General features: G+C 42.6%; 12 protein-coding genes and 1 pseudogene. 2 read left to right on the forward strand and 11 right to left on the reverse strand.

The window, feature by feature from the left end; genetic code table 11:
- Window positions 1–107: 107 nt before the first annotated feature.
- Both LYNGBM3L_RS01905 and LYNGBM3L_RS01910 read right to left on the reverse strand, forming a co-directional pair.
- A complete protein-coding gene (locus LYNGBM3L_RS01905; RefSeq protein ID WP_008178396.1) occupies window positions 108–746 on the reverse strand; it encodes a phosphoribosylanthranilate isomerase in 639 nt (212 codons plus the stop codon).
- Window positions 747–792: 46 nt separating this feature from the next.
- A complete protein-coding gene (locus tag LYNGBM3L_RS01910; protein ID WP_008178398.1) occupies window positions 793–1146 on the reverse strand; it encodes a YkgJ family cysteine cluster protein in 354 nt (117 codons plus the stop codon).
- A 201-nt stretch (window positions 1147–1347) separates the two neighbouring features.
- Here LYNGBM3L_RS01910 and psb30 point away from each other — a divergent pair, with 201 nt between their 5' ends.
- Complete coding sequence (psb30, locus tag LYNGBM3L_RS01915) at window positions 1348–1482, forward strand: photosystem II reaction center protein Ycf12/Psb30 (RefSeq protein ID WP_008178400.1); 135 nt, start codon at window positions 1348–1350, stop codon at window positions 1480–1482.
- 208 nt (window positions 1483–1690) lie between these two features.
- Here the strand turns inward: psb30 and LYNGBM3L_RS33550 are convergent, their stop codons facing one another.
- The 5 genes and pseudogenes from LYNGBM3L_RS33550 to recJ form a co-directional block, all read right to left on the reverse strand.
- Complete coding sequence (locus tag LYNGBM3L_RS33550) at window positions 1691–4804, reverse strand: Crp/Fnr family transcriptional regulator (protein WP_008178401.1); 3114 nt, start codon at window positions 4802–4804, stop codon at window positions 1691–1693.
- A gap of 131 nt (window positions 4805–4935) precedes the next feature.
- Window positions 4936–5058 (reverse strand): annotated as a pseudogene (locus LYNGBM3L_RS49675) (cupin domain-containing protein); the annotation flags it as partial.
- A gap of 17 nt (window positions 5059–5075) precedes the next feature.
- Window positions 5076–5294, reverse strand: a complete 219-nt coding sequence (locus LYNGBM3L_RS46330) for a cupin domain-containing protein (protein ID WP_229414255.1) — start codon at window positions 5292–5294, stop codon at window positions 5076–5078.
- A 176-nt stretch (window positions 5295–5470) separates the two neighbouring features.
- Window positions 5471–5932, reverse strand: coding sequence for a cupin domain-containing protein (locus LYNGBM3L_RS01930; RefSeq protein WP_008178410.1), 462 nt, complete (start codon window positions 5930–5932; stop codon window positions 5471–5473).
- Between the two features lie 207 nt (window positions 5933–6139).
- The gene (gene recJ, locus LYNGBM3L_RS01935; RefSeq protein ID WP_008178412.1) at window positions 6140–8203 is read right to left on the reverse strand and encodes a single-stranded-DNA-specific exonuclease RecJ; all 2064 of its coding nucleotides are present in this window, start codon (window positions 8201–8203) and stop codon (window positions 6140–6142) included.
- Window positions 8204–8544: 341 nt separating this feature from the next.
- Between recJ and LYNGBM3L_RS01940 the strand changes: the two genes are divergently transcribed.
- On the forward strand, window positions 8545–9015 hold the full coding sequence (locus LYNGBM3L_RS01940) for a GNAT family N-acetyltransferase (RefSeq protein WP_008178414.1): 471 nt from the start codon (window positions 8545–8547) through the stop codon (window positions 9013–9015).
- On the opposite strand, the gene LYNGBM3L_RS01945 is transcribed toward LYNGBM3L_RS01940, so the two are convergent.
- The 4 genes from LYNGBM3L_RS01945 to LYNGBM3L_RS01960 form a co-directional block, all read right to left on the reverse strand.
- Window positions 8975–10015, reverse strand: coding sequence for a sensor histidine kinase (locus LYNGBM3L_RS01945; RefSeq protein ID WP_008178416.1), 1041 nt, complete (start codon window positions 10013–10015; stop codon window positions 8975–8977). The two genes, LYNGBM3L_RS01940 and LYNGBM3L_RS01945, sit on opposite strands and share 41 nt — an antisense overlap.
- Window positions 10016–10378: 363 nt before the next feature.
- Window positions 10379–10984, reverse strand: a complete 606-nt coding sequence (locus LYNGBM3L_RS01950) for an L-threonylcarbamoyladenylate synthase (protein WP_008178418.1) — start codon at window positions 10982–10984, stop codon at window positions 10379–10381.
- Between the two features lie 102 nt (window positions 10985–11086).
- Window positions 11087–12034, reverse strand: a complete 948-nt coding sequence (gene prmC, locus LYNGBM3L_RS01955; RefSeq protein ID WP_008178420.1) for a peptide chain release factor N(5)-glutamine methyltransferase — start codon at window positions 12032–12034, stop codon at window positions 11087–11089.
- On the reverse strand, window positions 12031–12855 hold an 825-nt coding region (locus LYNGBM3L_RS01960; RefSeq protein WP_267871968.1), incomplete at its 5' end, for a Tic22 family protein. The genes prmC and LYNGBM3L_RS01960, both read right to left, overlap by 4 nt.

The raw sequence follows: 12855 nt of genomic DNA on the forward strand, positions 1-12855 counted from the left end.
TTAGAATTCACCATTCTGCCTTCTGCCTTCTGCCTTCACCATTCACCATTCTGCCTTCTGCCTTTACCATTCACCCTTCTGACAGACAACCTTCAACCGTTCAACCTTCAACCTTCAACTCTTGATCCTAATTTCTCCAATAACCGAGCAACCTTTTTTAAATCTTTATCACCTGGTCTTCGCTCTACACCACTGGATAGATCAATTCCACTGGGTTGCACCAAAGTGAGGGCATCTAAGACATTATCCGGTGTCAAGCCACCAGCTAGTAACCAAGGGATACTGGGACGAAATTCTTGTAGCCTTTGCCAGTCTAAGGTTTTACCAGTCCCCCCCAACATTTTTCGATGGTAAGCATCTAGTAATAGTGTATCTACACAACTTAAATAACTATGTGCTTGATTTAAACATTCTGAAGTTCTTATCCTTAACGCTTTAATAATTTCAATCTCTGGTAAAGCTTGGCGCAGCTTTTTGCAAAATTCTGGGGATTCATTACTATGCAGCTGAACGGCATTTATCCCTGACTCATCCACAATTTGACTGATTTCTTCCGTAGAGGTATTAGCAAACACACCAATGCGGTCAACTGATACGGACAAGTGGTTGACCACCCCTCGAATTTGCTGTGGTGTAACGTAACGAGGAGAGCCTGGTACACAAATAAACCCTAACGCTGTTGCTCCCAATTTTGCGATCGCATCTGCTTGTTCTGGTTTCGTAATGCCACAAATTTTTACACGCATTGTTACTTGTTACTTGTCCCTTGTTACTCGTTAATTTTAATTTTCCCTATTCCCTCCATATTTCCCGCTCAAAGCGCAGCATTTCCAGAGAGCAATCTCCATAAAGTGCTTCAATATGCTCCCAACAGCAGTCAATGGCAAAATCATTTAAATCTGCTGGCTCCACCCCATACATATCCTGAAATACCTCAGGTTCCACCCGACAGAAACGAGGTCGATGGGGATAAATACGACATTCACGGGTGGTGTGGTCGAAATTTATACACCATCCCCCCTCACCTACCATACTTAAATATAGCGCTAGCTCTTCTGGGAGAAGATATTCCTCTAATCCTGGACGCTCAGCTGGGTCAAGATGACAGCAAGCGCCACATTGCTTTACACAACTCCAAGTTGCCATAACTTTGAAAAAAGAGCTAAAAGCTTAAACTATATCTAGCTTAGCGAGTTTTCACCCGTGATAGGTGTGGTCAGGCTTGCCGTTGAGTTTTGTATATTTTTGTAAACTTACTTAAAAAAAGCAGATCATTACCCAGTAATATCTAAGGGATGGATTGTGATTAGTCACCATCGCCTTTGTTGGGTCAATTCTGGAGAACACATGTATTTAGCTTTTTTAGATTTTATAGGTAACATCGATTGGGTATTAATTGCTCAATTGACTATGCTGGCAGCTGTTGTGATTGCTGGTCCAGTGGTCATTTTCGCCCTATATGCTCTTAGAGGGGACCTTTAATCTAGGGTTGAAGGTGAGGCGGTTGTTCGCCCTTGGCGTTCGGTGTAGGGTAGGTGATGCAGTTGAAGGTTAGCCCGTTGAAGGTTGAAGGTTCGGCGTTGCTTAATAATGGAATGATTTTAAGAGTGAGGTGGAACCGGCATCTTGGTGGAACCGGCATCTTGCCGGTTATCAATATTTTCGGGCAGGCAGGATGCCCACCCTACTTCTATTCATTCCTTGATTCAGCAACGCCAAATTCTATAGGACGGCTTTTATCATCAAGTGCTTTCCAAAACAAATCAATATCATCGGTCTTGAAACGTTGTGCCATGCGATAAACCCCTGGTTCTATACCTTTTTCAGTCGTCGCAAGTTTGACCAAACCCAGGAGTTGCATTGTGACAATTGGATCAATATATTCTGTTTTTACGCCTTTCTCATGTTTAGCAAAAAAGTTGATCACAAAACCATCTGCTAACAGTACTAATCTTTTAGATTGACCATTAAATTGAATATCATAGACCGTACCAATATCATCATGAAAGGATTTGTGAATTGAAATATTCTTTTTGATCTGATGCCGAATCCATTCAACCAAACCAGAAACCCATGTACTAGATTCGACATCCTTTAAACCCATGCTCTTGATCAATTCAGGATAATCTTTTAGTTTAGCTACTAGAGAATCAGATGTTTCCGAAGAAGAAAGCACTTGATGAATGACTTGAGTCTCACTATCTGAAATAAAACACAACTTCTGCTCATAATATCTCTTGTACCAGATTAACTGTTGATGAATATCGATTGTATTTTCGGAAATAATTTCTAATAACTCGTCTAGAAAAACTATTGCCTTTCTAAATTCATAATCCTTCGATGAACCACTGGTAAGAATCAGTTCATCTACAAGATATCCGATATTTTTTCTAGTCAAAAACCCATTGATATCCAGCTCATCCAACACAAGGGAGCCGGTAACACCAATAATTGTATCAATGTGGTTTTGAATAAGGCGCGTTACTTTTCGGAAAGATAGTATTTGTTCAGGAACTAATAAGGTTACCTTTTTGAAGCAATTTTGCTTACTAAAGATTTGACTCATTCCTTGGCCATTGGGTAACAGTTCGATTTTCTCAGGGACATACCCATATTGCTGACGGATAGATTCCCATAAACCATTCAACGTATTTGTTTGATACCATAGCGTCTGCAAGGAAGATTCTGGGCTGGGGAAAGCATTAGTTATAACTAATTCATTAAAAGATTCGTACTTGGGAGAGGGTGAGAAAAATTCTAGCACCGATTTCTCAATCTTATCGCTATACAATTGAGGGTGACGCTCACCAAAAGGTAAATCGACAATCACTGGTAAACAGGTGTCTTCAACAATATATCTGCCCAAATTTAAATAATCAACTTTTGTGGCAGCATAGGGAAATCTTTGACTGTCAATTTCTCTAGAAAATGCTTGATCGACAATATCTACAGCAAAAACATGACTTGTACTATTTTGCATTTCTGTCAGTTCTTCAACCAATCGGGTTCCGATTGCACCATTACCTCCGATGACCGCTACTTTCCGTGTTTCAAATGTCGGCAATCCTAATCGGCCTAAAGCTGTTGAAGTTGAGTCAATAATTGCTTGTGAAACCCCTTTTGTTTCGAAAATTAGCTTGATGTCATCCCGTGCTGTAGAAAGCACAGGAAGCAAAGCTTTTCCTTGATAATATTCTATAGCGGCTCGGTCTCTTTTTTCCCCAGCAGTAGTTACTTCAACAGCACCAATAATAATATTTTTATCGACAGCATTCTTGAACAGAGAATGTAAACCATGATTTGGATCTTGATAAATTTGATAAATTAAAGGTACAGCATATCCTCCATCTTCATAAATCAACAGTTTTTTATTTTGTTTGATACATGTTTGAATGCAGCGAACGAGTTCCGTTTCAACTAACGCTGTCATTGCACTCATATAGTTTCGATTAACTTCCGATTTTTCATACAGGTTAACAAATAACTTTTCATCAGTATTTGGGAGAAAAGAGGACTGCTTAAAGTCAAACTTGTATTGCGTTGGCTTGATCGGGTGTTGAATCATACGTAAACATCGATAGGTTTGACCAGAAACATGATCTAACATCCTCATAATCGGCCAATTACTTTCACCATAGGGAATCCCAATAAATGCATCAATGTTAAACCCTAAGGCATCCAGGGTTTGTAAAGTCATGACAACTTCATGAGTCCGATGGTGAAGCACAAAGAGATGATAGGGGTTACTACGCTGAAGACTTAATTTTTCTGGTAAATTATCATAAACATTATGCTGAATTGGCATATTAATGCTTGATATTAACTCTTCAACTTGTTTGCTAACAGACGGTTCATTCTGGCTTATATAGATAAAAATATTAGCTGTTATTGTTGAAGAGGCTTGATCATAATGTATGCCTTTGACTTCCCATTTAATAAAAAAGGTTTGCTGATGTGAATCGTACTTCTTATGGACAACCAGGCAACCGGATTTTCCTAAATTACCAGGGGTACAGATCACCTCAAATATATCTTTAGGGAGGTCTTCATTTATATGATTATTTCCAATCTGATCAAAGAGGGTATTTAAAACCATTACACCAGAAGGAGTTCCTGGTTCTAAAACTTTTTGAAGTATATTGGGAGTTGAAAAAAATGCCAGATCAATGTCTTCTTTATTGGGAACAACACCTGAAATTGAGTCCAAACCTGACAACATAAAGTGATGTTGATCTCTGATGATGAGCTTTTTGTTTAAGGGAATAATACTATCACATTGATAGGCTTCGGCAGAAAGTTCTTCACATAAAAAATAAAGGTAGTAATTGCTGAGAGCTTGTTGAGCAACTAATGAATTGCGTTCCCGAACTTTAGCAGAGAGAATAGTTGCAATATTTTGGGTAATTTTATAACCAATATCAGGATCATCTTGATAGAGTCTGGCCAATGCGTCTTTTGAAAATCGTAATAATTTGGTGTCCTTTGAAGCACATATTGCTGAATTAGGAGAAGTAGATTTATCAATTAAAGAGATTTCTCCCAAGGATGTTCCCTGAATTTTCTCCGCAATTTTTTTCAGTCCAATTGTTCCTTCTTCCACATTTCCCTGCAAAGCTGGGTCGATCATAATATCAACTTGGCCTTCTAGGACAACATAGAGATCGTGACTGTCTGTTCCTTCGTCAAAAATATGCTCACCATATTGATATTGCTTAATTTCACTAATTTCTAATATCCTTTGATGCTGTGGCTCGGTCAGACCTTTAAAGACAAGAAGTTGTGCTAATAGGTTTTCGATATTCATTTTTTAAATTTCCAATTCAGAGATTGTTTGATGGGTTTTTCAGACCCTGGTGCTTTTTTTATTCCCATGTACGCAATTGTACTATAGGTTAAAGAATTTAAGGTCTTAGGATGAAGATTGGAAGTTATCAATTACTGTTTAACATATGGGGCTAGCTGATCCCACAGGTTAGGAAATTGCTGACGGAATGTTTCAGGTTGAGCAATCTCCATGTCACGGAATTCAAAGCCAGGTGCAACGGCTTCCCCCAGGAGTCCAAACTCTCCTTCTTCTAAGACCGCAGCTTTCCAGTAACCACTGGAAGAATCTGGGGTGTTTCTCCTTTTGCCAGATCCATGCCGAGTTTGAACTTTTGCAAGGTTCCGTTGGGATCAAGAACTAGATAGAGAACGGGAGAACCTGCATGGAAGTAGTGCATAATGTCAGACTTATTGATATGAAAGTGATCAATAGGGCGATCATCTGTCAGCAGGTAGTATATAGAAGTCAACACTGCCCGTGATGACCCTTCTCTATCGGTTTCAATTATTGTTTTAGAACGATAAGTTTATGAATAATAGCCTCCTTCAGGATGCATTTGCATGCCCAACTTTTGAATTAGGTCGTGTTTATTCATAATCTTGTATGGGGATAGGTAAAAATTTTGGGTTCTGTAGTAAGAGCCTATCAAGGAAGGACTAGCTGGCGCAATTCTGGTGCAACAGAGAAGAGAAGTTGCGCTTCTTTTGAGCCACTATCGATAAGCTCAAAACCTGAAAATTTAAAGCCTGGTGCAACGGAACAACCCACCAAAACACTACCTTGAATGGGTACTGCTGCCTGCCACACACCTGAAGGTACAACGTAGCAGAACTGGTTTTCTTCAGATGATAATGTAATACGTTGTGGTGGTGAATCGGTACCATCCCAGAGGTAGAGGTAGATACCCGTGCCTTTGTATAAATTCCAAACTTCATCCCCAATAACCCGATGAAACCGACTCTTTTCATCTTGGTTCAGAGAAAAGTAAATATGAGTAAGAGCAGACTTCACGCTAGAATCACTTGCAGTTACTGAAATCTTTGATCGAAATACCTCCTGATATCTTCCGCCTTCTGGGTGTTCTATCAACTCAAGTGGTTTAGTCATGAGTATTTAATTATATCTTTCAGATTTCAAACAATATACTATGTTAGTAGAGTAGCATTTCAACTTCAGTTAACCACCAAACAGCCAACTCCCAGTAGCTACCTCATCGAATTGCCAAAAGAATAAGAAAAGCTCGTGTTTTTTGTTGGTGTCGCTAACCCCACCTAAATGCAAGATTATAGGTGGGAACTGTACGAGACATTTTGTTCAACTGAGTCCCAACGCACGAGTTGCTGCTTTGATCAACGGGTAGTAGGGCGGTTTAGTGACATTAACTTCTATAGCATCTTCCCGTTTAGTACCCAAAAGTCCAATGCGTTGTCCTTTCTGAATCGCTAGGACTTTTCCTTCCGGGTTTCTAATTCTTAGTTCGTTTAAAGATTCCCAGAGGCTACAGGTGTAACGGCGCTGATTGTAATAAAATTCCGCTTTCTTGGTAGTTGAGGTAGTAGTAACTGTACTAGTAACTACGGGTAGACGGACACCAACTAACTCTAACTCAATGGTCGTGTTGCCCTCCCAATGATGCTCTCGCAACTTGTAGGCAATATCCACTCGCCGAGGTAAAGGGAAGTATTCCCCCCAACGCCAAGCAATAGCCTGAATCGTGACTGGTTGGTTGTCCTGATTCAAAGTAAGCTTAATGTGTCCCTTACCAACCACTCGTTGTTCAAGGATTTGAACATTGGCACTCCAAAAGACAGGGTCCCGATTGCCAATGCCACAGGGGTGAAGCAGATCTAATTGCTGGTAGAGGTTAGAGGTAATTTGAGAGAATTCTAGGCTAGCGTCGATACTAACTAGGGGTTTGAGGTGTTCAGGTTTTAGAGATTGATGGGCAAAACCGCTAAGGGATTGTTCAAAGGCGCTTAAGTTCTCAGCAGGTAGGGAAAATCCACCAGCTGCTTTGTGTCCTCCATATTTACCCAGTAAGTCTTTACAGAACTCTAAGGCTTCAAAAATATTGAATTCAGTGATGCCCCTTGCTGAACCACGAATGTGTTGTTGGTCGTTGTCTTCATAGGTTCCAATAAAGACTGGGACACCATAGCGCTCTACTAATCGGGAGGCAACAATCCCAATCACTCCATGATGCCAATTCGGTTGGACAATCACTAATACCCGCTTCTGTTGCCAATCTAGTCCAGTGTCTTCAATAAATGCGATCGCATCTTGTTCAATATCAGCACACAATTGCTGACGCCGTTGGTTCACTTGTTCACACTGCATTGCCCTCTCACGTGCTACTTCCGGTGCAGTAGTCGTCAGCAGTTCAATTACAATTTGGGGATCCGATAAGCGACCAATAGCGTTAATTCTTGGTCCTAGTCTAAACCCAATATCCTCTGGCTTGAGGGATTTTTGGTCATCTTTGACCCCAGTTATCTCGATTAATGCTTGAACTCCTGCTAATTGAGATTGAGGCAATAACCCTAAGCCTCGCTTTAACCAACGTCGGTTGATACCGGTTAAAGGGGCTAAATCCGCAATAGTTCCCAGAGTAAATAGTTCTAACAGCTGTTGGGTCAAGCCTTTGAGTTGACCCAGTTCTTGTGCTAGACAGATAGCTAAAATGTAAGCTATCCCTACACCCGCTAAACTTCGGTAGGGTGACTCTTCCGGCAGTTGCTTAGGATTGAGAATGGCATCAGCGTCTGGAAGTTCTGGAGGTAGGTCATGGTGGTCAGTTACAATAACCGTTATTCCAAGTTCTACAGCTCTAGCAATAGGTTCATGGGCAGCAATACCATTATCAACCGTTAAAATCACACCCACCCCTTCCTCCGCAAATTCTTCCACAATCCGTGTATTGATGCCATAACCCTCTGTCATCCGGCTGGGTATGGCGTAGTCTACATCAGCCCCCAACCAGCGTAATGCTCTGAGTAACAAAGCCGTGCTGGTCATGCCATCAGCATCGTAGTCTCCACAGATAGCGATTTTTTCTTGATTTGCGATCGCTTCAGTGAGCATCCCGACACTAATTGCCAAATCGGGAAATTCATCAATCGGTGCAGGCATCACCTGAGATAGGGGATTGAGGAAAACCTCGGCTTGTTCAGAGGTTTCAATGCCCCGATTGATCAGGAGTTGAGCGATTAGGGGGGAAATGCCTCTAGCTTGGGCGAGTTGGTCAGCTTGTTCAGTTTTGAGGGGGGCAATTTCCCAACGCTGATTAGGCAATTGGGCATGGGGTTTGGATGGGGTGGGTGAGAGGTGGTTGTGCACAGGTGTCGTGATCGAACAACAATAGCCCATACTACCACCCATACTATCAGTTATTGAATTTGACCGAAATAATTACAATAGGTTATAATCTTAACATTTTGTAATACTCAGCTGCCTGGGTTTGTCAAGCCAGAGATCACCTATCGATAGATATATCTTTAACAGCTATCTGCAAACCCCTTTAATCCTGATTAATTGTCAATTTTAAATTGTTAATTAATCAGGAAAAATTGTCTGGTTTCTATTACTTAACCGTAGTCAATAGGACAGGCTCTGAACCCTATTTTAAATTAAAATTTTTTTATTAAACTTCCCGACTAAAATCAGGAAAGTAAGTCAATTTCAAGGCACGTTTAACAAAATCAGAAGGAACTTTGGTAACTATGGATTACCGCCATATTCAGTTTTGCGATCGCAAATCTCAAATCGACTATTACCAGCTACAGCAATTGTTTAACCTAGGTGCTTTTTGGGCAAAAGACCGAAAAATCGAGGATTGGCAAGTTGCGATCGCTAACAGTAATCCTGTCATCAGCGTTTGGGATAACCAGAAGCTGATTGGATTAGCTAGAGCTACCTCTGACGGAATTTATCGGGGAACCATTTGGGATGTCGTTATCCATCCAGACTATCGAGGAGCTGGGCTAGGGCGTAAGCTAGTGGAAACCGTACTCTCTCATCCTCAGATGAGCCGAGTAGAGAGAGTTTATCTGATGACCACCCATCAACAAAGTTTTTACGAACGCATTGGTTTTGAGGTGAACTCCAGTACCACAATGGTATTGTACAATCAGCCTCTAGCTACTCCAGTGCCTAGTAAGGCTCTACAATCTCAGGAATCCCCTGGGGTATAGAAACTTGAAACCGGGTAAGATTCTCAGCAGAGGTATCATTGTCAGCTTCTTCACTGGGGACCGCTAATACTTCTATACGCCCCTGCATCACTTCCAAGAGTGTTTGAATCATCAACAAGGTCAGTCCAGATGAAGTGGATACCGTTTCACTGGGCTGTTTTGATTGATCTGGTGGTAATTGCAATAAATCAACAGCTTCAGCCCAACAGCTGATAGCACAGGGCATATCAATCCAGATGGAAACTGTTTCAGATTTAGAGGAGAGTGTAGTCGAAACTTTAATTTCACCACTGCTTATCTGAGTAATCGCAGTATCCACAATCATTAGTAATGCTTGTCGAAAACGCCGTGGATCTACTAAAACGTGAATTTGGGGGTCAGGTGGAACTATTTGCAGTTGGAGATTGCGATTGGCAGCTTGCAAATAGGTCAGACGATAGAGGTCTTCCAACAGCTGCTTCAAGGGGACTGAGCAAATCTCCAAAACGTTAGTACCGTGTTCAGTTTTAGCTACAGCAGTCACCTCATCAAGCAGTTTGACCATAGTATGGGCAGAGGCGTTAGCCTGGTTCACAAATTCTCTCTCTTCTTCTGGAGACTCACACAGATCCGACAAAATCAACTGATGTAAACCAATCAACCGACTCAGAGGCGATCGCAACTCGTGGGAAGTTCGTGCCAAAAATCCGGCTTTAAACTGGCTCATTTCCATTGCCATTTGGTAAGCCAATTGATTTTGCTTGAATTCCTGTTTCAGACCCTGGATTTCTTCAGCATCAGTATCAGTTTGATGGCATCCAGAGGTCTTTGAGTCTGTGCTTTCATGGAGGTGCGACCCAAGGCCGGGGAACCCGGCCATTGGAAAGCGCACCTTAAGGTGCGACCCAAGGCCGGGGAACCCGGCCATTGGAAAGCGCACCTTTAAAAATTTCCGGAAGCGACTCCCCATAACTCCTAACCCAATGCCTACTAGCAAATAGATCAGATCTGTCTCACCCATGCTTATTAAGTCTTGCCACACTAAAAACGTCAACAGGTGCGACCCGAAGGTGCGACCCTAGGCCGCGAGGGATTGCTCGCGGCCTTGGAGGCGCGACAATCGCGCGAATTTAATTCGCCAAGGTCAAGCGCACCTAACAAAATTGAAGGATAAAGAATGAAGGTTGAAGATTGTACTGCTGGTAATCGACAAGGGTAGAGTTGGGTAGGCAACGAGGCTAAAAAAATACCTGTTGCTGAGTAACCAATCGATAGAACCTTTTCAGGATTCCTTCACAATTCAGGGTTCCTTCACAATTCAAACTTCATACTTTTTTGTCAGATCTTTTTAAGGATAGCTAGTTTTTTTAAAAGGTGAGTAGAACTATTCAAACTCTGAATCGTCTAATTCAATCCCTCCAGCACGCAAAATTTCCCAGCCACTGCTGGTCCATTTGGCAACAGTAGACGGGACGCCAATCTTGTCTGGTTTGATCGCTTCTAACTCAGCTGGCTGGAGGGTCAATACCTCGGGAAACTGCACCTCAACCGCTGCCATTGTTTGTAAAGGTGGCTCGCCTGAGTAATTAGCACTGGTAGTTGCCAACGGACCAGTCTTGGACAAAATTGCGATCGCTATCCTGGAAGCTGGCACACGCACCCCAATAGTAGTCGGGTCAGAAGGATTCATAACGGTAGGTACTTTATCTGAAGCGGGTAAAACCAATGTTAATGCTCCTGGCCAATACTTAACAGCCATGTGTTCCCAAATCGACCTCTGTGCGGAAGTACCTTGAACAAATGGCCAAAGAGACTTAGGAGATGCCCCCATCAAAATCAAAGGTTTGTCTTGAGGACGCCGCTTTGCCTCAAACACCAACTCTGACTTGTGCGGTAGCACTGCTAGTGCTGGTACTGTATCTGTCGGAAAACTTACCAGCTTACCTGAGAGAGCCCCGGAAATCAGGGTAGCCATAGAAACTTGGGTCATTGCTCACCAGCACACTAAAAAGTAGAAGCTATCACGTCAAAGGTAAAAGCTTGGGAAAATTCTCCAAAGCTTTTTACCTGTGGGCATCTATGCATACCTTGTTTATACTTCATACTTCCTATAAGCTAGAGCAAAGCGGTCAATACCTGCTAAATCTGGAAATATCTGGATCTCAGAGTAACTGCCATGGTTTTGGAGTAGTTGAACAACCTTGTCCGCTTGTCCTGCCATCATTTCAATTAACCAAACACCGCCTGGGCGCAGATAATCCCCAGACATGTCAATCAGCTGTCGGATACAGTCTAGACCATCCCTGCCACCGTCGAGGGCAATATGGGGTTCATGGTAGTATATTTCTGGTTGTAGCTGTTTGAGGGAGTTACTAGGTATATAAGGTGGGTTTGCCACCATACCACTTAACTGACCTTTCAAGGCTTCTAGAGGTGAATACCAATAACCATGGTAGAACTTAATTTTTTCTGCCATGCCCAACTGTTGAGCATTCAATTGAGCGATGGCAAGGGCTTCTTCAGTGCAATCAACGGCATGAATAGTCCCATGGGGAAATACCTCTGCCAGTCCACAAGCGATCGCTCCACTACCAGTCCCCAAATCCGCCCAGTGTCCTGATGATAAGTCAGGTGTAGAGCTCATAGCTACACCATTGACCGCCAGATCAATCAGGGATTCAGTTTCTGGGCGGGGAATCAGGACAGCTGGGGAAACTCTCAAGGAGAAATGACGCCAAGGAGTAACCCCAGCTAGGTATTGAACTGGGCATCGCTGATGGATACGCTTTTGCCACAGTTGGGTGAGTACAGGTAGAGGTTGGGAAAGTTGAATAGTTGAGTTTTCAGTGGCTTGCCCTAACAAGGAACACTGTTGCCATGACTCCAAGCGTAGCACTAATGGGTCAAGCTCAGCTACCTCCTTTAGCAACCAGTCCACTTCAGCTGTAGGGACACCTGCCTCGGCGGCAGACTTGCAGGCATCTTGACGCCACTGCCAGAGTTCTTTTCCCGAGACCACCCACCGCTGACCCATAATCATTGATTTGGACGTTGGAGTTGATTTTGGGACAGACCTTGCAAAAATTTCAGGGATTCCTGGGATGGCACTAGTACGATTTTCTCTAGCTGCTGATCGTTGCTGTCCTGTAAGGTTTTTATAACGCCCTCTAGAGGCACTACCTCTATCTTAACCTGGGAGTTAGGGTCTTGCTGCTTATAGCGATTCACTATACTCTGCAATTGCTCTTTGTTAAAAAAGAACGGAATTGATGAGACCCCATTTTGTTGAATGGTTAGGTATCCGCTGTTGCTAGCTTCTTTGGCCACAAACAGCGGTACGCCCTGAAATGGCTTTTTTTCTTGACCATTTTGGTTCCAGATCGCTTGTGCCTGCTTTACCTGCTGTTGGTTTGGTATGTAGGCAAAATTTAAACCATTGGGAACAGTGCGATTCTTTTGATTTTGCTCATGAACTTCCCCCAAAGATACAGGCACTACTTGAACCTTGTTACCTAGTTGAGGATTCTCCTGCTTTAAACGCTGTACAAAGGCATTAGCATCTTCTTGGCTAATAAACACACCTGCCACTGAGGTAGTCTTCTTTTGATCTTGCTGATCTGGAATTGAGGCTACTAGTGGCGAACCTTTAGTATCAGTAACTGCAAATACAGGTACAGGTGTCAACTTTTCTCTTACCTGCTCTTCGGTCAGAGCCAGTGCCGCTAAATTTTCCGCACTCACTGAGCCTAGTAAGGCACTCCCTACTAAACTTAATGTTGTGCCCCAACGGAACAATGATTTCATAGAAATTACCTCGAATTTTAACGAAGAAGAGCCTGTTACAACTAGAATACCCTGCTC

This window comes from Moorena producens 3L (genome assembly GCF_000211815.1).
GTDB classification, from domain to species: domain Bacteria; phylum Cyanobacteriota; class Cyanobacteriia; order Cyanobacteriales; family Coleofasciculaceae; genus Moorena; species Moorena producens.